Here is a 19,197-nt window from a genome sequence, read left to right on the forward strand (position 1 = left end):
TCCACGGCCGCGACGGCCGTGGGCGGTGTGTTGGGGGAGCAGCGGTGTTACGCGGGGGTCATGGGGCGACAAGTTCGGCGGAGTCGCCCTCCTCGCCGATCAGCACGGCATTGGCCCAGTTGCCACAGACTTGGGCGGGTTGGCTGCCCTGCGCACCCAGCGTGCGCAGGCTCAGCGCGGACAGGCCGCGGATGTCCAGCTCCGGCTTGACCACGCCGGGCGCCTTCACCAGGCCACTGTCGTAGAGCAGGCGGCCATCGCCCCAGACCTGGAACTGCAGGCCGCCGGCGGCGCGGCAGGCATCGTCGATGCCGAGGTCGGCGCGCAGCAGCTGCCAGTGGCCGGTGAGTGCCAGGTCGATGCGGCTGTCGGCCCCCACGCCCAGCCCGCTGCGGAACTGCAGGCCGTTCATGCGCATGCCGGCATCGCCGCGGAACGCGCGGTCGGCCCGCACCTGGCCGGCCAGCGCGGCCGGCAGCGGCAGCCGGGAGAGGTATTGCTGCCGTGCCGGCCGCTCCGGTCGGCGTTGCTCGAGGATGCGGAAAGTGGACAGTGCGATCGGACCGACGTCGCGCGGCCGCAGCGCATCGACGGCGCGTGCCGTGGCGCCCTGCGCGACGCTGACCATCGGGTCGCTGGCCGCGGCACCGTCGCCGTCCGGGTTCTGCACGCCGAGCACGCGGAAGCGCAGCAGGCGGCCGGCATGGGCCGGGAAATCGATGCGCTGCAGGCCTTCTTTCAGCGGCAGGCGGCCGCGTGCGACCGGCTCGCCCCATTCGCCGTTGCTGTCGGCCAGGTAGATCTCGTAGTCGCGTACCTGGCCGTGCTTCCAGTGCTGGTCGTTGCGCGGCGCCAGTTCGATACCGTCGATCATCCTGCGCTCGCCGAAGCCGATCACCCATTCGTGGGCGCCGGTGCGGATGGCCTGGTTGCGCACCGTGCGGAACCAGGTGGCCGGATCGTCGTCGAAGGCGTTCTCCAGCGGGTAGCCGTTTTCCTCGGCCGGGCGGTTGACCACCAGCAGGCTGTCCGGCGGCAGCGCCCGACCCTGTTCCGGGGCGGCCGGGAACGCGTCGTCGGCTGCCGCGGCGGCCACCGGGAAGTCCAGCTGCAGCTGCAGCGGCTGGCGGATGTCCACCGCCGCGGTGCGCACGTGCAGGGTGCCGCGGCGCTCGCCGGCGTCGAAGTACCAGCCTTCGCCGGCCGCATCGAAAGCGGTGGCATCGGCGAGCGCGGGCAGCGCGCGGCCGTCCAGCCGCACCGCGGCCGGTGCCTGCCGGTTGAGCACGCGCAGGCCGTAGCGGCGCTGCGCCAGCTGGCCGCGGTATTCGCCCTGCACCGCCTCGATGCGCACCTGCACCGGGCCACTGCCCTGCGCCGGCGCCTGCACGCGGATCTGCTGGGTGCTCGATTCGCCCTGCTGGTAGCGGCGCGTGTTGCCGTCGTCCTCGTACAGCGTGTACTGCGAATCGCCCTGCGGATACAGGTCGAACGTCACCTCATCCAGCGGCTTCTCGCCGTCGAACAGCATGGCCGGGTACATCGGCAGGATCGCGCCGGCGCGCACGAACACCGGCAGCGTCGCCAGGTCCACCTGGCGGTCGAGCTGGCGGCCGTCGGCGCCGGCCTGCACGCGGCGGCCGTCCCAGTAGTCGATCCAGCCGCCGGCCGGCAGGTGGATGTCGCGGCGCCAGCCGCGGCTGGCGGCCTGGCTGCGGTACACCGGCGCCACCAGCAGGTCGCGGCCGAGCAGGAACTGGTACTTGTAGGTTTCGTCGCGCGCGTGCGGATCGCGAGGGTAGTCCCACATCAGCCCGCGCACCGGCGGCGCGCCGGTCTGCGCGGCCTCGTGCACCAGCCCGTACATGTACGGGGTCAGGCGCATCTTCAGCTTGAGGTAGTCGCGGTTGATCGAGCGATAGGGTTCGTCGAACCACCACGGGTGCTTGCGCGCGTTGGACGACCAGCCCGACATGCCCATCAGCACCGGGGTGAACGCCTTCCACTGCAGGTCGCGGGTGAAGGTCTCGGCGCTGCCGCCGAAGATCGCGTCGACGTCGCCGCTGGCGTAGGCCATGCCGGACAGGCCCGAGCCGACCAGGGTCGGCACGTGCCAGCGGATGTAGTCCCAGCTGCTGCTCTGGTCGCCGGTCCAGGCCACGGCGTAGCGCTGGATCCCTGCCCAGCCCATCACCGTCCACAGGAACGGGCGCGAGTCGGAATTGTCGAGGATGCCGTTGAACGCCTGGCGGTTGGCGTCCATCGCGAACTGGTAGCCCTGGCCGGTCCAGGCCACGTCCAGCTTCTGCACGCGGCTGCCGGCCTTGCCCACTTCCCAGGCGATCTTGTCCACCCCGTTCTCGGTCCACAGGCCGGTCCTGAAGCCGTACTTCGCCAGCCCCTGCACGGTCTCGGGCAGTTGTTTGTAGCCGCAGCCGTAACCGTCGTTGGGCAGGATCCAGCCGCCGGGCATGTCGTGCTCGCGGTACTGCCTGGCGACGCTGTCGACCACGTCCGGCGTGGTCCCGGTGGGGCCATCGCTCCAGCCTTCGGGCACGCTGCCGGGCTTCTTGATGTTGTCGCCGTCGTTGTAGCAGTCGGCATCGCCGTAGGACAGCGCCCAGCGCGCGACCATGTTCGGGCGGCCGGTCAGCTGCGTGTAGCGCTCGATCAGCCGCGGCAGGTCGGCGCCGACGAAGTAGTAGGCGTCGAAGCGGTCCTCGCGGTGCAGCAGCGTGGCCTGGTCGGGCTGGCGCAGGTCGTAGCTGCCATCGCTCCAGGTGTTGCGCAGCATGCCCCAGCCGCGCGAGCTGAGCAGCATCGGCGCCGGGCTGGGGCGGTCGCCCTCCTCCCAGCCGCCGGAATAGGAAATCTCCAGCTCGCGGCCCTTGAACTGGAAGCGGCCGTTCTGCTGGCCGCCGCCGAAGAACGCCTCGTCGGCCTGCGAGGACAGCACCTGCACGCTCTGCGCGGCATCCAGGTCCAGCGGCTGCAGTTCCTGCCACAGGGCGGTGGGCCGGCCAGCGTCCAGCCGCTCCAGGCGCAGCCGCAGCGGCTGCCGCTGCACGTGCAGCACCAGGGCATCGGTGCGCACGCGGATTTCCTGCGCGTCCTGTTCCAGTTGCGCCTGCACGCCGGCCGTGGGCTGCGGCAGCACGATGGGCGCGGCCTTGTCACCGGCACCACTCAGCCTGCCCTTGCGCCCGGCCTGCACGCGGATGATGTCGGCGGCCGGCAGTTCGATGCGCACGCGCGTGCCGGTGTCGGTGAGCAGGTCCCAGCCACGCACGCCGTCGCGGCCATCGCCGGCGCTGACCGCACGCAGGTTGCCCACCGGCTCGGCCTGCGCCGGCAGCGCCGGCAGCAGCAGGACGGAAAGCAGCGCCACCGGCAGTGGCAGACGTCGTACGCGGTTGTGCACCCTTGCTCCCCAGGCCCGATCGGGCATCCGATGGCGTTGCGCCGACTCTAGGGCAGCAATTCGAAAGATGTCAACAAAATGAAAGCAAAAGATAAGGATTTTTTGATAAATCGAAAGTTTGTGCAAAGCACCACTTTCTTTATCGGCATTCACCTGCCGTATCGTGGCAACGAAAGATAGGGCGCACAGAACTTTCGTTCGGCGTCATGACCCGCACAGGCTCGTGCGCCGAAAGTTATCTTTCCTTTTTCTTTCGATGTTTGACATTTCGAAAGAAAAAGCAGATCGTGCGCTGGCCCAACAGGAACCAAGAATGGACGCCACCCTGCTTACCGATCTATCTGCCTGGCAGCGCCTGGGCGGAGCCGATACCGCCGCCGAAATCGCCCAGCAGCCGGCGTTGTGGGACGCCCTGGCCGCAGACCTGGGGCGCGACCGCGAACGCCTGCAGGCGTTCCTCGGCCAGCGCCTGTCCGACCCGGCGCAGCGCGTGCTGTTCACCGGCGCCGGCAGCTCTGGCTTCATCGCCGAGATGGTCGCCGACCATATCAACGCGCAGTGGCCGGCGGACGTGCGCGCGGTGCATACCACCAGCCTGCTGACCCATCCGGCGCTGTATCTGCAGCGCGAACGCCCGACCCTGCTGGTGTCCTTCGGCCGCAGCGGCTCGAGCCCGGAAAGCGTGGCCGCGGTCGAGCGCGTGCGTGCCGACGTGGACGATGCCTGTTTCCTGGATATCACCTGCAATGCGGACGGCGAACTGGCGCGGCGTGGCGCCGGCCGCGCCGACACCTGCACCCTGCTGATGCCGGCGGCCAGCTGCGACCGCGCCTTCGCCATGACCAGCAGCCTGAGCTGCATGCTGCTGGCGGCGCTGGCGGTGTTCGAGCGCGCCCCATGGAACGAACGCGGCGCGCGCATCGGCCAGGTCGCCGCGCTGGCGCGGCAGGGCCTGCGCGCATGGGACGCGCCGGTGGCCGCGCTCGCCACGCAGCCGTTCGAGCGGGTGATCTACCTGGCCAGCGGCCCGCTGGAGGCACTGGCGCGCGAAGCCGCGCTGAAGGTGCTGGAGCTCACCGCCGGCCGCGTGCTGGCGATGGCCAACACCCCGCTGGGCTTCCGCCATGGCCCCAAATCCACCCTCGACCCGCGCACCCTGGTGGTGATGCTGCGCAGCGTGCAACCGTTGGCGCGCCGCTACGAGCAGGACCTGCTGGAAGAACTGCGCGGCGACGGCGTGGCCGGCAGGGTGCTGTCGCTCGGCCCGCATTCGGACATCGGCGCCGGCGACGACTTCACCCTGCAGGTGCCGGCGCTGGCCGATGCCTGGCTGGCGCCGGCGTGGCTGCCGTTCGCCCAGCTCTACGCGCTGCGCCGCTCGGCCGCGCTGGGGCTGACGCCGGACAACCCGTTCCCCGACGGCACCGTCAACCGCGTGGTCAAGGGCGTCACCATCCACCATGGCTGAGTCCATCGCCAACGCCTGCTACGGCATCGATATCGGCGGCACCAAGATCGAACTGGTGGCCTGCGATGCGGCGCTGCAGGTGGCCTGGCGCAAGCGCATCGCCACCCCGCAGGGCGACTATGCCGGCTTCCTACTGGCCGTCCAGCAACTGGTCGCCGATGCCGATGCGGCACTGGGCCGGGGCGCACGGGCCATCGGCATCGCCCTGCCCGGGGTGCGCGAGCGCGCCAGCGGCCGCCAGCTCAGTGCCAACGTACCGGCCCTCACCGGCCAGTACGTCGCCCGCGACCTGCAGGCGCTGCTGCAGCGCCCGCTGCATTTCGGCAATGACCTGCAGTGCTTCGCACTGTCCGAAGCGCATGGCGGGGCCGCCGATGGCTACCCCAGCATGTTCGGCGCGATCCTCGGCACCGGTGCCGGCGGCGGCTACTGCGTGCAGGGCCGGCTGATCGGCGGCTTCAACGGCCTGGCCGGCGAATGGGGCCACTGGAGCGTGCCCGCCAACCTGCTGCAGCGCCACGGCCTGCCGCTGCTCGACTGCGGCTGCGGCCTGCGCGGCTGCGTGGAGCGCTATGTCTCCGGCAGCGGCGTGGCGATGATCGAGCGCCACCTCGGCGGCGGCGCCGGCAACGCCAGCGACGTCATCGCCCTGGCCGAGGCCGGCGACGCGCGCGCGCGGCAGGCGCTGGACATCCACTGCGACCTGCTCGGCCACAGCCTGGCGGCGCTGGTACTGGCGCTGGACCCGCATGTGATCGTGCTCGGCGGCGGCCTGTCGCAGTACGCGCCGCTGTACCAGCAGCTGCCGGCGGCGATCGCCGCGCACCTTTTCGCCGGCGTGCAGGTGCCGCCGATCGTGCCGCCCCGCTTCGGCGATGCCGGTGGCGCGCGTGGCGCCGCCCTGCTCGCCTGCCAGCCCACTTTTTCCTGACCCCGGGAGTTGGTCCATGTCCCCGCTGCAATCCCTGCTCGCCGCGCATCGCGCCGGCCACAACGTCGGCCTGTACAGCGTCTGCTGCAGCCATGAACAGGTGCTGCGCGCGGCGCTGGACGTGGCCGCGCGCCACGCCACCGTGCTGCTGGTCGAAGCCACCTCCAACCAGGTCGACCAGTTCGGCGGCTACACCGGCATGACCCCGGCGCAGTACCGCGATTACGTGTGCGCGCTGGCCGATGGGGAAGGCTTCCCGCGCGAGCGGTTGATCCTGGGCGGTGACCACCTCGGCCCGAATGCCTGGCAGAAGCGCCCGGCCGCCGAAGCGATGACCCATGCGCGCGTGCTGATCGAAGCCTACGTCGCCGCCGGCTTCCACAAGATCCACCTCGATTGCAGCATGTCCTGCGCCGACGATCCGGTGCCGCTGCCGGACGCCATCGTCGCCGCGCGCTCGGCCGAGCTGGCCGCCATCGCCGAGCGCACCGCCGCCGAACACGGCCTGCCGCCGCCGGTCTACGTGATCGGCACAGAGGTGCCGGTTCCCGGTGGCGAAGCCTCGCTGGCTGGGGGCCTGCAGGTGACCACGCCGGCCGCGGCCGCGCAGACGCTGGAAATCCACCGCCAGGCGTTCGACACCCCGCACCTGCGCGACGCCTGGCAGCGGGTGATCGCGATGGTGGTGCAGCCGGGCGTGGACTTCGACCACAGCAGCGTGCACGACTACGACCCGGCCGCCGCGGACGCGCTGGCCGCGTTCCTGGAGCGGCAGCCGCGCATCGTGTTCGAGGCGCACTCCACCGACTACCAGCGCGAGAGCGGCCTGCACGCGCTGGTGCGCGACCATTTCGCCATCCTCAAGGTCGGCCCGGCCGCGACCTTCGCCTACCGCGAGGCGCTGTTCGCGCTGGCGGCGATCGAAGCCGAGCTGCTGCCGGCGGCGCAATGCTCGCGGCTGCCGCAGGTGCTGGAAGAGGTAATGACCGCGCAGCCCCGGCACTGGCAGGCGCACTACCACGGCGACGCGGACACGCTGCGGCGGCTGCGCGCGTTCGCCTTCAGCGACCGCTGCCGCTACTACTGGGGCGAGCCGGCGCTGCGCGAGGCGGTACGCACGCTGTTCGCCAACCTGGAGCGGCACGCGCCGCCGCTGCCACTGCTCAGCCAATACCTGCCGGAGCAGTTCCGCGCGGTGCGCGAGGGCAGCCTGGCGAACACGCCCGACGCGCTGGTGCGGCACCGCATCGGCCTGTGCCTGGACGCGTACGCGCGCGCCTGCGCCGCCAACAGCGCCGGCCCGCGCAGGCACAACGCAAGTTCCGCCCCGGCAAACCTTGCGAACGGCTAAGCTCGCCCTTTCCCGGAGAAAGCACGCAATGGCCATGCGCAACACCCGCTCCCGCCGCCAGCAGATCCTGCAGCAACTGATCGAGCAGGGCTCGGTGCAGGTCGCCGAACTGGTCGCGCGCTACGCAGTGTCGGCAGTGACCATCCGTACCGACCTGGGCCATTTCGAGGAGCAGGGCCTGGCCACCCGCACCCATGGCGGCGCCACCCTGGTGCGCACCCCGCCCGAGGAACAGGACATCCACGAAAAGGATGCGCTGAACCTGCCACTCAAGGAGTCCATCGGCGCGCGCGCCGCGCAGCTGGTGCAGCCCGGCGACAACATCATCATCGACTCCGGCTCGACCACCATGACCCTGGCCCGCCACCTGCGCGGGCACCGCGACGTGACGGTGATGACCAACGGCCTGAACATCGCCTGGGAGCTGGCCAACGCCGCGGGCGTCAACGTGCTGCTCACCGGCGGCCAGCTGCGCAAGCAGTCGCTGTCGCTGCAGGGCAGCCAGGCCGAGGCCAGCCTCAACCCCTACAGTTTCGACACCCTGTTCCTCGGCGTGGACGGGCTGGACCTGCAGTTCGGGCTGACCACCCACGACGAGGCCGAGGCACGCCTGAACCACCGCATGGTCGAGCGCGCGCGGCGCATCGTGGTGCTGACCGACGCCTCCAAGTTCGGCCGCGTCAGCCTGCACCGCATCGCCTACCTGGACCAGATCCACGCGGTGATCACCGACGCCGGCATCGACGAGGCCACGCGCGAGGGGCTGCAGCGCCGCGGCATCGAGGTCGTGGTCGCCGAAGCGGCGGCATAGGCCGGAACCGGACGGCCCCCGCAACCCGGCCCTCGCCCGGAGCGGCAACGCGCGGCTGCGCGCCGCAGACGTGGCCGGAACCCGGGCGGCGCACGTGGGGAACCCGTCGTGCCGCAAGCCCGCGCGGCGGCAACCGCACCACCCCGCGCGTTGCGCGAAACACGGGCGGCAGACATGCCGTGCGGCTTCGCCGTGCCCTCATCCGCCCGTTCCGGGCACCTGCACCCGCAACCGGAAGCAACCGGCGCCTCCACGCCCGAGGCGCGGCAGCGCAGGCGCGCCGTCGTTGGATGCCGCACTTCCCCGCGTGGAAGGCACAAACGCAAACGGCCGCCCGTAGGCGGCCGTTGCGCGACGGCGGGCACGAGGCCCGCGCGGCGGGAATTACTCGGCGGACTTGGCGGCCTGGCGGGCAGCCTTGGCCTGCGCAGCGGCGGCCAGGTCTTCCTTGATGCGGGCGGCCTTGCCTTCCAGGCCACGCAGGTAGTACAGCTTGCCGGCACGGACCTTGCCGCGGCGCTTGACTTCGACCGAGTCGATCAGCGCGCTGTGGGTCTGGAACACGCGCTCGACGCCGTAGCCGTGCGAGATCTTGCGCACGGTGAACGAGGAGTTCAGGCCGGCGTTCTTGGTGCCGATCACGACGCCTTCGTAGGCCTGCACGCGCTCGCGGTTGCCTTCCTTGACCTTGACGTTGACGACAACGGTGTCGCCCTGGCTGAACTTCGGCAGTTCGCGGGTGATCTGGGCGGATTCGAAGTCCGCGACGATGGATTTGTTCAGCTTGCTCATGATTGCACCGATGTATTCGGGTGGACGTGTCGTTTCGACAACTTGGGCTGATGCAGTCGCCGGATTGCGCTGCACGATTGTTGTTCTGGCGGTCCGCAGGGCCCGGGGGCCATGGGAATCCGCAATTCTAGCCTATGCGCCGCCGCCGGCGCCAGTGGGGGCATCCCCTTCGCCGGCGAGGGCCTGCCGCGCCTCGTCCAGCAGCCTGCGGTCGGCCTTGCCCAGGCGGGCCTCGTCCAGCAGGTCGGGACGGCGCAGGGCGGTGCGCAGCAGCGACTGCTGCCGGCGCCAGCGCGCGATCGCGGCATGGTTGCCCGAGCGCAGCACCTCCGGCACGTCGCCCAGCGCGTGGCTGGCCGGCTGGCTGTAGTGCGGGCAGTCCAGCAGGCCGTCGCCCTCGAAACTGTCCTGGACCGCGGATTCGGCGTCGTTCAGCGCCCCCTCCTGCAGCCGGGTCACCGCGTCGATGATCACCGCCGCGCCCAGCTCGCCACCGGACAGCACGTAGTCGCCCAGGGAGATTTCCTCGTCCACCTCGGCGGCCAGGAAACGCTCGTCCACGCCCTCGTAGCGGCCGCACAGCAGGATCATCCGCGGCAACGCCGCCAGTTCACGCACCCGGGCCTGGGTCAGCGGCCGGCCCTGCGGGCTCAGGTAGATCAGCGGCGCCGGGGCCGGGTCGGCGGCACGGGCGGCGGCCAGCGCCGCGCGCAGCGGTTCGATCAGCATCACCATCCCCGGGCCGCCGCCGAACGGGCGGTCGTCCACGCGGCGATAGTTGCCCTCGGCATGGTCGCGCGGGTTCCAGCCGTGCAGGTCGAGCAGGCCGCGCTCCCGGGCGCGGCCGACCACGCCCAGCGCGGCCGACTGCGCGATGAACTCCGGGAACAGGGTGATGACGTCGATGCGCACCGGGCTCAGAACTCCGGGTCCCAGTCGACCACGATCAGGTTGGCATCGAAGTCGACCGACTTGACGAAGTCGTCCATCACGAACGGCACCATGCGCTCGCGGTCGCCACGCACCACCAGCACGTCGTTGGCGCCGGTATTGAACAGGTGCGAGGCGCGGCCCAGGCTGACGCCGTCCACGGTCCGCACGTCCAGGCCTTCCAGGTCGACCCAGTAGTACTCGTCCGGCTTCGGCGGCGGCAGCGCGCTGCGCGGGATATGGATCTCGGTGCCGCGCATGGCCTCGACCACGTTGCGGTCGTCCACCCCGGGGAAGGTCGCCACCAGCGTCTTGCCGGCCTCGCGGCCGCGCACGCCGGAGATCTGCGACTCCTGCCCCGAGGGGCTGCGCAGGATCCAGGGCTGATAGTTGAAGATGGCCAGCCGCGGCTCGGTCCAGGACTCGAGCTTGAGCTCGCCGCGCACACCAAAAGCGCCGGTCACCCTGCCCAGCAGGATCCGGCGCTCGGAATCTTTCTTCATAAAGCAGTCGGGCCGCGCTTGCGCGCGGTCCGCCAGGATCAGGCCGCTGCGGCCTGGGCCTTGGTCGCTTCCTTGTACAGGTTGCGAACCTTGTCGGTCAGCTGGGCGCCGTTGGCGACCCACTTGTCGACCGCGGCGATGTCCAGCACCACGCGCTGCTCGGCGCCCTGGGCGACCGGGTTGTAGTAGCCGACGCGCTCGATGTTGCGGCCGTCGCGGGCGCTACGGACGTCGGTGACGATGATGTGGTAGAACGGACGCTTCTTGGCGCCGCCGCGGGTCAGTCGAATCTTGACCATGGTGGTTTTTCCTTTGTAGCCCAGTCGCCAGGATGGCGCGGTAAGCCGGCGATTATAGCCGCGCCCCCGGCCCATTCCAAGCCCGCCCCCTGCCCTGCCTGAACGGGCCGGTTCAGAGCGGCCGCCAGGGTTCCTGCGCCAGCGCCTGCCGCAGCCGCTCCAGCAATGCCGCCGACTCCGCGAACCGGCAGTCGCCGACGCGCGCCAGCGGCCACAGCCCGGTGGCGTTGCAGGCCACGGCCCCGGAGAAGCCCGGCAGGGCCTCCAGCGGCACCTCGCGCCACGCCTGCGCCCGCCCCAGCCGTTGCAGTCCGGCCACCAGCAGTTGTTCGGCGGTGCCGCGCAGCGCTTCCGCCTGCGGCCACACCACCTCTTCGCCAGCCAGGAAGGCGATGTTCCAGGTACTGCCCTCGCTGACCCGCCCGGCCGCGTCGACGAACAGCGCATCGTCGAAGCCCTGGCGCATGGCCAGGCGCCGCTGCCGGAACAACGGGAAGGTGCCGACGTGCTTGAGCTGCGGCGAGTCGCGCTGGTAGCGCACCGGCAGCACCGCGCGGGCGTCGGCGGGCACCGTGGCCGGCGCCGCGACGCTTGCCAGCACGTCCACCGGCACCGCCCGCGACGGCTGGCGGAAGTCGAACGCGCGCGAGAACACGGTGATGCGCAGCGAGGCGTCCGTCATGCCGCTGCGTTGCAGCGCCTGGCGCAGCCAGCCCAGCAGGCGCGCTTCGTCCAGTTCGGCGTCGAACAGTTCGCGCGTGCCCTGCTGCAGGCGCCGCAGGTGCAGCGCCCAGCCCTGGACCGCGCCGCCGCGCACCTGCAGCGAAGTGAAATGCCCATAGTTGACCAGGGCCGCGTCGAGCAGCCCGGCATCGACCGGTTGGCCATTGCAGGACACGGCCGTCACAGCAGCGCCTGCGCCTGCTGCCACATCCCCTGCACCAGGCCGGCGGCGGGGCCGCGCCGCGCCATCCACGCCGACTGCCCGGCCCAGGCCTGCATCGCGTCCAGGCGGTCGTCGGCCTGGGCCTGCCGGCGCATGCCGGCGGTCAGCCCGCGCTGCACCGGGTACGGCCGCGGCGGTGGCGCATCGGCGGCCTCGGCGGCCCGCACGTAGGCGGTGTCCAGCGCGCGGCCCAGGCGGCCGCTGAAAGCGCGGGTGGTGCGGGTATGTTCCGGTTCCGCCACGGGCAGCGCCTGTTTCCAGGTCTCGGCGATCGTGGATTCGTCGGCGGCCAGGAACGCCGTGCCCACCTGCACCGCGCTGGCGCCCAGCAGCAGCGCCGCGGCCACGCCGCGACCGTCGCCGATGCCGCCCGCCGCGATCACTGGTACCTCAAGCCGGTCGGCCAGGCGCGGCAGCAGCGCGAACAGGCCACTCATCTGCGCCTCGGCGCGCGCGTCCACGAACGCACCGCGGTGGCCACCGGCCTCCATCCCCTGCGCGACCACCGCGTCGGCGCCGGCGGCCTGCGCCTGCAACGCCTCGTCCAGCGTGGTGGCACAGGCCAACCAGGCAATGCCGGCGGCCTTCAGCCGTGCGGCCTGCGCGGCGGAGAACAAGCCCATGATGGTCGAGGCCACCGCCGGCCGCGCCGCGACCAGGGCGTCGAACTGCGCGTCGAAATCGGCCGGGCCGGCATCGCCGGCGCTGGCTGGCACCGCCGGCCCCCAGCGCTCGAGGAAGGCGCGGGTCGCGGCCTCGGCGGCGGCATCGCGCACCGGCGCCGGGTCCGGCACCCAGACGTTGACCTGGGCCGGGCCGCGCGACTGCCGGCGGAAGTCGTCCATCCACTGCCCGATCTGTTCCGGCGTGGACAGCACCGCGCCCATCGCGCCCATGCCGCCGGCATTGGCCACGGCGGCGGACAGGGCCACCGGACAGCTACCGGCCATCGGCGCCAGCAGCACCGGCAGTTCGAGGCCGAAACGCCGGCAGAAACGCTCGGTGCGTTGACGGATGTCCGGGTTCATGCCGCACTCCAATCGGGAGCCACCATCATCGCCGGGCCGTGCGGCGCCGCCAACGGTGGCCCGCCCGGCGGCGACGCGATGGCGGGTGCCGGGTTCGGCCGCACCGGCACAAGCGCCGCCACCGGCGCCTGCGCGGCTCAGCGGAACGGCAGCCCGCCCTTGCCGCCCATCGCGCCGAGCATGCCCTTCATGTTGCGCAGCATGCCCTTCATGCCGCCGCCGGACAGCTTGCCCATCATCTTTTCCATCTGCATGTACTGCTTCATCAGCTTGTTGACGTCGGCCGGCTGGGTGCCGGAGCCGCGGGCGATGCGGGCGCGGCGCGAGCCGTTGAGCAGGCCCGGGTTGCGCCGCTCCTTCTTGGTCATCGAGTTGATGATGGCGATCATGCGCGGCACTTCCTTGCTCTGCTGCACCTGCTGCTTGAGGTGCTCGGGGATCTGCCCCAGCCCCGGCAGCTTGTCCATCAGCCCGCCGATTCCGCCCATGTTCTGCATCTGTTCGAGCTGGTCGCGCATGTCGTTGAGGTCGAACTTCTTGCCCTTGGCGACCTTCTCGGCCAGCTTCTGCGCCTTGTCCTTGTCGACCTGCTGCTCGACCTGCTCCACCAGCGACAGCACGTCGCCCATGTCCAGGATGCGGCTGGCCACGCGCTCGGGGTGGAACACGTCCAGGCCGTCGACCTTTTCGCCGGTGCCGGTGAACTTGATCGGCTTGCCGGTGATGTAGCGCACGCTCAGCGCGGCGCCACCGCGGGCGTCGCCGTCGGTCTTGGTCAGCACCACGCCGGTCAGCGGCAGCGCCTCGCCGAACGCCTTGGCGGTGTTGGCCGCGTCCTGGCCGGTCATCGAATCGACCACGAACAGGGTTTCGGCCGGGTTGACCGCCGCGTGCAGGGCCTTGATCTCGGCCATCATCGCTTCGTCGATGGCCAGGCGGCCGGCGGTGTCGACCAGCAGCACGTCGACGAACGACTTGCGGGCGTCGTCGATGGCCGCGCGCACGATGTCCACCGGCTTCTGCGTGGCCGACGACGGGAAGAACAGCACGCCGACCTGCTCGGCCAGCGTCTTCAGCTGCTCGATCGCGGCCGGGCGGTAGACGTCGGCCGAGACCACCATCACCTTCTTCTTGCGCTTTTCCTTCAGGTGCTTGGCGAGCTTGCCGACCGTGGTGGTCTTGCCCGCGCCCTGCAGGCCGGCCATCAGGATGATCGCCGGCGCCGGCACGTTGAGGTTCAGGTCGGTGGCCTGCGAGCCCATCACCGCGGTGAGTTCGTCGCGCACGACCTTGATCAGCGCCTGGCCCGGGGTCAGCGACTTGAGCACCTCCTGGCCGACCGCGCGCACCTTGATCTTCTCGATCAGCGCCTGCACCACCGGCAGCGCGACATCGGCCTCCAGCAGCGCGATGCGCACCTCGCGGGTCGCCTCGCGGATGTTCTCCTCGGTCAGGCGGCCACGGCCGCGCAGGCGCTCGATGGTGCCGGAAAGGCGCTGGGTCAGGGACTCGAACATGCGGTGCAACCTGCGGGAACGTTGGCAAAGAGGCCAAATTATAGCGGCCGCCGGCGCTTGCCGCCGCCCTGGCGCCGCGCGCATCGCCAGCGGCGGGCGCGTGTGCGAAACTGTGGCGATGACAATCGTTCTCATCGCGACCGCGCTCTACCTGCTGTCCACCGGCCTGCTCGTCCATGGCCTGGCCGCCGAACGCGCCAGCGGCTCGCGCAGCTGGCTGTGGCCGGCGTCCGCGGCGGTGGTGCTGCATGCCGGCTACCACCTGCTGGTGGCGATGCGCACCAGTGGCGGGCCGGACATGCATTTCTTCGCCGCGCTGTCGCTGGTGGCGCTGGGCATGGCCGCGCTCACCACCGTGGTGGGCGCGCGCGGGCGCATGGCGGCGCTGGGGGTACTGGTGTTCCCGATGGCCGCGCTGTTGCTGCTGGCCTACCACGGCTACGGCCATGAACCGAGCCGGGTGCTGGGCTGGCGCCTGGCCACCCACGCCTGGCTGGCGCTGCTGGCCTACGCGACGCTGAGCATCGCCGCGCTGCTGGCGATCATGCTGTGGCTGCAGGAACGGGCGCTGCGCCGGCGTGATTTCCGGCCGTGGCTGCGCGCCCTGCCGCCGTTGAACGACCTGGAAACGCTGCTGTTCCGCACCATCACCGTCGGTTTCTGCCTGCTGACCCTGACCCTGGTCACCGGGGTGCTGTTCGTGGACGACCTGCTGGCGCAGAAACTGGTGCACAAGACCGTGCTCAGCGTGCTGTCGTGGCTGGTGTTCGGCACGCTGATGATCGGCCGCCGCCGGCATGGCTGGCGCGGGGTGAAGGCGGTGCACTGGACGCTGAGCGCGATGGTGCTGCTGTTGCTGGCCTTCTTCGGCAGCCAGTTCGTGATCGAACTGGTGTTCGGGCACGCGCGCTGACCCACGCCCCGGCGCCGCGCCGGCGACTCAGGGAAACGGCCGCACCAGCAGCGCGCGCAGGGATTGCCCGCGATCGGTGATCAGGTCTTCGGCCCGCCAGCAGCCATCGGCCTGGCGGCGCATCGCCAACCGCGCCAGGCGCGGCTCGCCCCATACCGCGAAACGCACTTCCACCGTTCCGGCCGCCGGCGACTGCGCCACCCACTGGTAGCCGGGTCCGGCATCCACCTCGCCATCCTGCCCGTCCAGCCACGGGTCATGGTCGAGCCGGCAGATGCCCTGCTCGCGCTGCTGGCAATCGCGCTCGGCCGCGATCAGCCGTGCGAACCCCGGGGCCAGCAGGGCATCGGGCGTGTCGAGGAAGCGCGCGGACGTCCCGGCCTGGAACAATGCCCGCGCCACCGCCAGCGGGGCCGCGCAGGCGGGTGCGGCCTGCGCCACCGGCGCCAGCAGCAAGCCCAGCACCCCGGCACCGGTCATGGCCCGGGAAATACGCATCGATGCCCTGCCCCGGCGGCGCATCACCGATCCAGCGCGCGCCACTCAGGCCGCCTCGATCGCTTCGGCCAGGCGCTCGACCGCGATCACCTCCATGCCCTTCACCGACCCGGCCTTGGGCGCATTGGCACGGGGCACGATGGCGCGCTTGAAACCATGCGTGGCCGCCTCGCGCAGGCGCTCCTCGCCGTTGGGCACCGGCCGGATCTCGCCGGACAGGCCGACCTCGCCGAAGGCGATGGTCTTGTCCGCCAGCGGCTGGTCGCGCAGCGACGACAGCACCGCCAGCAGCACCGGCAGGTCGACCGCGGTCTCCTGCACGCGGATGCCGCCGACCACGTTGATGAACACGTCCTGGTCGCCGACCATCACCCCGCCATGGCGGTGCAGCACCGCCAGCAGCATCGCCAGCCGGTTCTGCTCCAGCCCCACCGCGACCCGGCGCGGGTTGGACAACGGCGAGGAATCGACCAGCGCCTGGACCTCCACCAGCAGCGGCCGGGTGCCCTCGCGGGTGACCATCACGCAGCTGCCGGGCTGGCGGGTGCTGCCGCCGGACAGGAAGATCGCCGAGGGGTTGGGCACTTCCTTCAGGCCCTTCTCGCCCATGGCGAACACGCCCAGTTCGTTGACCGCGCCGAAGCGGTTCTTGAACGCGCGCAGCACGCGGAAGCGGCTGCCGCTTTCGCCCTCGAAATACAGCACCGCGTCGACCATGTGCTCCAGCACCCGCGGGCCGGCGATGCCGCCCTCCTTGGTGACATGGCCGACCAGGAACACCGCGGTGCCGGTCTCCTTGGCGAAGCGCACCAGCCGCGCGGCGCTCTCGCGCACCTGGCTGACCGAGCCGGGCGCGGCGGTGAGCGTCTCGGTCCACAGGGTCTGCACCGAGTCGGCAACGATCAGCTTCGGGCGCGCCGCGGCGGCATGCTGCAGGATCAGTTCGATGCCGGTCTCGGCCAATGCGTCCAGGCCGTCCAGCGGCAGGTCCAGGCGCACCGCGCGCCCGGCCACCTGCGCCAGCGATTCCTCGCCGGTCACGTACAGCACCGGCAGGGTGCCGGCCATTTTCGCCAGCGCCTGCAGCAACAGGGTCGACTTGCCGATGCCCGGGTCGCCGCCGACCAGCACCACCGCGCCCTCGACCAGGCCGCCGCCCAGCACCCGGTCGAACTCGCCGATGCCGGTGGACACCCGCGCGTGCTCGCTCTGGCGCACGTCCTTGAGCGCGGTGATCTTCGGCGATTCGACCTTGCCGGCCCAGCCGCCACGACGCGCGGCCGGCGCCTTCACCGCGGCCGCGCTCTCCAGCACGACCTCGCCGAGCACGTTCCAGGCGCCGCATTCGGTGCACTGGCCCTGCCACTTGCTGTATTCGGCGCCGCATTCGCTGCAGACATAGGCGGTGCGGTTCTTCGCCATCGGGGGTCCTCGAGTGGATGCGCGCACAGGATACCCGCCGGCCGTCGCAGCCGATGCGACCGGCACGACTAAAGAAGCACGGCGGCATGCCGTTGTCTGGTGCATTCTTTGGCCACGAATCGGCGGACGCTGCGCGCATGGTTGGCACCTACAACCCGACCCTGGTGGTCATTTCGCTGCTGGTCGCCATCCTGGCTTCGTACACGGCCCTGGACATGGCCGGGCGCCTGGCCACGGCCAGCGGCCGCAGCCTGCGTGGCTGGATGGCCGGCGGCGCCCTGGCCATGGGCCTGGGCATCTGGTCGATGCACTTCATCGCCATGCTGGCCTTCCACCTGCCGATCCCGGTCGGCTACGACCTGGCCATCACCCTGTATTCGATGGCCGCGTCGGTGGGCGCGTCGGCCTATGCCCTGTGGCTGGCGTCGCGGCCGCAGCTGCCGTGGCCGCGGCTGCTGGCCGGCGCCGTGCTGATGGGCAGCGGCATCGCCGCCATGCATTACCTGGGCATGGCGGCGATGCGCATGCAGCCGGGCATCGACTACGACCCGCTGTGGTTCAGCGCGTCGATCCTGGTCGCCATCGGCGCCTCGGGCGCGGCGCTGTGGATCGCCCTGCGCCTGCGCCGCGAAGGCCGCCACACGCGGCCGCTGCGGCTGGCCGCTTCGCTGGTGATGGGGCTGGCGATCGTCGGCATGCACTACACCGGGATGGCCGCTGCCGACTTCCCGCCCGGCAGCATCTGCGGCGCGGTGGTCGACGGCGGGCTGGAGACCCGCTGGCTGGCGGTGCTGGTGGTGGTCACCACCCTGGGCATCATCGGCATCACCCTGATCGCCTCGCTGTTCGACAAGCGCCTGCACCGGCGTACCGGCAGCCTGGCCGACTCGCTGGCGCGCGCCAACCAGGAACTGGTGGAGGCGGCGCTGCACGACCCGCTGACCCGGCTGCCCAACCGCATGCTGCTGCAGGACCGCATCGAGCAGGCGATCGAGAAGGCGCAGCGGCGCGGCACCGCGGTGGCGGTGGTGTTCTGCGACCTGGACGGGTTCAAGCTGGTCAACGATGCCTACGGCCACCAGTTCGGCGACCGCCTGCTGGTGCGCATGGCCGAGCGCGTGCGCGGGCTGCTGCGGCCGCAGGACACCCTGGCGCGGCTGGGCGGCGACGAGTTCGTCGTGGTGCTGGACGTGGAGACCACCGACGACGCGGTGGTGGTGGCCGAACGCATCACCGCGGCCGTGGCCGAGCCGTTCGTGATCGAGGCGGCCGAACTGCAGCTCAGCGCCAGCCTCGGCATCGCCCTGTACCCGGACGATGCCACCAGCGAGCGCGAACTGATGGCGCACGCCGACGCGGCGATGTACCACACCAAGCAGTCGGGCCGGAACGGCTACACCTTCTTCACCCCCGCCATGCAGGCCAGCGCCAGCCGCCGCCTGCGCCTGCTGCAGGACCTGCGCCGCGCGCTCGCCCGCGACGAACTGGTGCTGCATTACCAGCCCAAGTTCCCGGCCAGCGGCCACCCGGTGATCGGCGCCGAGGCGCTGCTGCGCTGGCAGCATCCCGAACTGGGCCTGCTCGGCCCGGACACCTTCATCCCGATCGCCGAGCGCAGCGGGCTGATCCTGCCGATCGGCGACTGGGTGCTGGACCGCGCCTGCGCGCAGCTGCGCGCGTGGCACGATGCCGGCCACGGCGGCTGGTCGATGGCGGTGAACCTGTCGCCGCTGCAGTTCGCCTCGCCGGGGCTGGTGGAGACGGTGCGCGACACGCTCCAGCGCCATGCGCTGGCCCCCGGCCACCTGACCCTGGAGGTCACCGAGACCACGGCGATGAGGGACGTGGAGGACAGCCTGCAGCGGCTCAACACGCTGACCGCGATGGGCGTGAAGATCGCCATCGACGATTTCGGCACCGGCTATTCCAGCCTGCTGTACCTCAAGCGCATGCCGGCCACGGAGTTGAAGATCGACCGCGCCTTCGTGCGCGACCTGGAGCACAACACCGAGGACGCGGCCATCGTGTCCTCGATCGTAGCGCTGGGCCGCTCGCTGCAGCTGCAGGTGGTGGCCGAGGGCGTGGAGACCGAGGCCCAGCGCGACTTCCTCGACCAGCTGGGCTGCGACCTGCTGCAGGGTTACCACCTCGGCCGGCCGATGGACCCGGAGACGTTCGTGCGCCAGGCCGGTTGAGCGCGCGGGGCGTCCGCGGCGCGGGCCCGGCGTCGCGGCCCGCCTTGCACGCACGCCCGGGGCGGGGTCCCGGCCCCCGCGAACCGCACAGGCCGCGAACGGCTGCCGCACTGCGCGCGCGGGCAGGCGGGCCGCGCACGCAGCGCGGCGCGGGCGTCCGCCACCCGGCAAA

At 71.3% G+C, this 19,197-nt stretch carries 16 protein-coding genes; 6 read left to right on the forward strand and 10 right to left on the reverse strand.

Features of this window, described 5'->3' with window-relative positions:
• Window positions 1–58: 58 nt before the first annotated feature.
• Window positions 59–3,421 carry a TIM-barrel domain-containing protein gene (locus MKP15_RS01670; RefSeq protein WP_240211585.1) on the reverse strand — a complete coding sequence of 1,121 codons (3,363 nt, stop codon included), beginning with the start codon at window positions 3,419–3,421 and terminating at the stop codon, window positions 59–61.
• A gap of 313 nt (window positions 3,422–3,734) precedes the next feature.
• On the opposite strand from MKP15_RS01670, the gene MKP15_RS01675 reads away from it, so the two are divergent.
• Genes MKP15_RS01675 through MKP15_RS01690 form a run of 4 tightly spaced genes read left to right on the forward strand, consistent with a single transcriptional unit; the run spans window position 3,735 to window position 7,982 of the window.
• Window positions 3,735–4,889, forward strand: a complete 1,155-nt coding sequence (locus tag MKP15_RS01675; protein WP_104938379.1) for an SIS domain-containing protein — start codon at window positions 3,735–3,737, stop codon at window positions 4,887–4,889.
• A complete protein-coding gene (locus tag MKP15_RS01680) occupies window positions 4,882–5,820 on the forward strand; it encodes an ROK family protein (RefSeq protein WP_240211586.1) in 939 nt (312 codons plus the stop codon). The genes MKP15_RS01675 and MKP15_RS01680 overlap by 8 nt, the downstream gene beginning before the upstream one ends.
• Before the next feature lie 16 nt (window positions 5,821–5,836).
• Window positions 5,837–7,171: a D-tagatose-bisphosphate aldolase, class II, non-catalytic subunit gene (locus MKP15_RS01685; RefSeq protein ID WP_240211587.1), complete on the forward strand. Its 1,335-nt coding sequence runs from the start codon at window positions 5,837–5,839 to the stop codon at window positions 7,169–7,171.
• A gap of 34 nt (window positions 7,172–7,205) precedes the next feature.
• On the forward strand, window positions 7,206–7,982 hold the full coding sequence (locus tag MKP15_RS01690; protein ID WP_161614141.1) for a DeoR family transcriptional regulator: 777 nt from the start codon (window positions 7,206–7,208) through the stop codon (window positions 7,980–7,982).
• A 384-nt stretch (window positions 7,983–8,366) separates the two neighbouring features.
• Here the strand turns inward: MKP15_RS01690 and rplS are convergent, their stop codons facing one another.
• The 7 genes from rplS to ffh form a co-directional block, all read right to left on the reverse strand.
• Window positions 8,367–8,774: a 50S ribosomal protein L19 gene (rplS, locus tag MKP15_RS01695; protein WP_054664251.1), complete on the reverse strand. Its 408-nt coding sequence runs from the start codon at window positions 8,772–8,774 to the stop codon at window positions 8,367–8,369.
• Between the two features lie 132 nt (window positions 8,775–8,906).
• Window positions 8,907–9,686, reverse strand: a complete 780-nt coding sequence (trmD, locus tag MKP15_RS01700; RefSeq protein WP_104938376.1) for a tRNA (guanosine(37)-N1)-methyltransferase TrmD — start codon at window positions 9,684–9,686, stop codon at window positions 8,907–8,909.
• Between the two features lie 5 nt (window positions 9,687–9,691).
• Window positions 9,692–10,207 (reverse strand): ribosome maturation factor RimM, encoded by a 516-nt coding sequence (gene rimM / locus MKP15_RS01705; protein ID WP_104938375.1) that lies wholly within the window; start codon window positions 10,205–10,207, stop codon window positions 9,692–9,694.
• A 38-nt stretch (window positions 10,208–10,245) separates the two neighbouring features.
• Window positions 10,246–10,506, reverse strand: a complete 261-nt coding sequence (gene rpsP / locus MKP15_RS01710; protein WP_054664242.1) for a 30S ribosomal protein S16 — start codon at window positions 10,504–10,506, stop codon at window positions 10,246–10,248.
• Window positions 10,507–10,618: 112 nt separating this feature from the next.
• Entirely contained in the window at window positions 10,619–11,404 is a 786-nt protein-coding gene (locus tag MKP15_RS01715; RefSeq protein ID WP_240211588.1) for an aminotransferase class IV family protein, read from the reverse strand.
• 5 nt (window positions 11,405–11,409) lie between these two features.
• Window positions 11,410–12,480, reverse strand: coding sequence for a nitronate monooxygenase (locus MKP15_RS01720; RefSeq protein ID WP_240211589.1), 1,071 nt, complete (start codon window positions 12,478–12,480; stop codon window positions 11,410–11,412).
• Window positions 12,481–12,617: 137 nt separating this feature from the next.
• Window positions 12,618–13,997, reverse strand: coding sequence for a signal recognition particle protein (gene ffh / locus MKP15_RS01725; RefSeq protein ID WP_240211590.1), 1,380 nt, complete (start codon window positions 13,995–13,997; stop codon window positions 12,618–12,620).
• A gap of 118 nt (window positions 13,998–14,115) precedes the next feature.
• Here ffh and ccsA point away from each other — a divergent pair, with 118 nt between their 5' ends.
• Complete coding sequence (ccsA, locus tag MKP15_RS01730) at window positions 14,116–14,910, forward strand: cytochrome c biogenesis protein CcsA (RefSeq protein ID WP_240211591.1); 795 nt, start codon at window positions 14,116–14,118, stop codon at window positions 14,908–14,910.
• Between the two features lie 27 nt (window positions 14,911–14,937).
• On the opposite strand, the gene MKP15_RS01735 is transcribed toward ccsA, so the two are convergent.
• Together MKP15_RS01735 and radA are read right to left on the reverse strand one after the other, a co-directional pair.
• A complete protein-coding gene (locus tag MKP15_RS01735; RefSeq protein WP_240211592.1) occupies window positions 14,938–15,408 on the reverse strand; it encodes a hypothetical protein in 471 nt (156 codons plus the stop codon).
• 45 nt (window positions 15,409–15,453) lie between these two features.
• Entirely contained in the window at window positions 15,454–16,830 is a 1,377-nt protein-coding gene (gene radA, locus MKP15_RS01740) for a DNA repair protein RadA (protein ID WP_104938370.1), read from the reverse strand.
• A gap of 137 nt (window positions 16,831–16,967) precedes the next feature.
• Here radA and MKP15_RS01745 point away from each other — a divergent pair, with 137 nt between their 5' ends.
• Window positions 16,968–19,025 (forward strand): bifunctional diguanylate cyclase/phosphodiesterase, encoded by a 2,058-nt coding sequence (locus MKP15_RS01745; protein WP_240211593.1) that lies wholly within the window; start codon window positions 16,968–16,970, stop codon window positions 19,023–19,025.
• The last annotated feature ends 172 nt before the right edge of the window (window positions 19,026–19,197 follow it).

The sequence above is a fragment of the Stenotrophomonas sp. Y6 genome (genome assembly GCF_022436665.1).
GTDB lineage: Bacteria > Pseudomonadota > Gammaproteobacteria > Xanthomonadales > Xanthomonadaceae > Stenotrophomonas > Stenotrophomonas acidaminiphila_A.

What these genes read in the sequence shown, in the direction of transcription:
- MKP15_RS01720 (WP_240211589.1), bottom strand. Translation starts at nt 12,480, where the DNA reads ATGAACCCGGACATCCGTCAACGCACCGAGCGTTTCTGCCGGCGTTTC.
- MKP15_RS01735 (WP_240211592.1), bottom strand. Translation starts at nt 15,408, where the DNA reads ATGCGTATTTCCCGGGCCATGACCGGTGCCGGGGTGCTGGGCTTGCTG.
- radA (WP_104938370.1), bottom strand. Translation starts at nt 16,830, where the DNA reads ATGGCGAAGAACCGCACCGCCTATGTCTGCAGCGAATGCGGCGCCGAA.
- rplS (WP_054664251.1), bottom strand. Translation starts at nt 8,774, where the DNA reads ATGAGCAAGCTGAACAAATCCATCGTCGCGGACTTCGAATCCGCCCAG.
- ffh (WP_240211590.1), bottom strand. Translation starts at nt 13,997, where the DNA reads ATGTTCGAGTCCCTGACCCAGCGCCTTTCCGGCACCATCGAGCGCCTG.
- ccsA (WP_240211591.1), top strand. Translation starts at nt 14,116, where the DNA reads ATGACAATCGTTCTCATCGCGACCGCGCTCTACCTGCTGTCCACCGGC.
- MKP15_RS01680 (WP_240211586.1), top strand. Translation starts at nt 4,882, where the DNA reads ATGGCTGAGTCCATCGCCAACGCCTGCTACGGCATCGATATCGGCGGC.
- rpsP (WP_054664242.1), bottom strand. Translation starts at nt 10,506, where the DNA reads ATGGTCAAGATTCGACTGACCCGCGGCGGCGCCAAGAAGCGTCCGTTC.
- MKP15_RS01745 (WP_240211593.1), top strand. Translation starts at nt 16,968, where the DNA reads ATGGTTGGCACCTACAACCCGACCCTGGTGGTCATTTCGCTGCTGGTC.
- MKP15_RS01690 (WP_161614141.1), top strand. Translation starts at nt 7,206, where the DNA reads ATGCGCAACACCCGCTCCCGCCGCCAGCAGATCCTGCAGCAACTGATC.
- MKP15_RS01675 (WP_104938379.1), top strand. Translation starts at nt 3,735, where the DNA reads ATGGACGCCACCCTGCTTACCGATCTATCTGCCTGGCAGCGCCTGGGC.
- rimM (WP_104938375.1), bottom strand. Translation starts at nt 10,207, where the DNA reads ATGAAGAAAGATTCCGAGCGCCGGATCCTGCTGGGCAGGGTGACCGGC.
- MKP15_RS01685 (WP_240211587.1), top strand. Translation starts at nt 5,837, where the DNA reads ATGTCCCCGCTGCAATCCCTGCTCGCCGCGCATCGCGCCGGCCACAAC.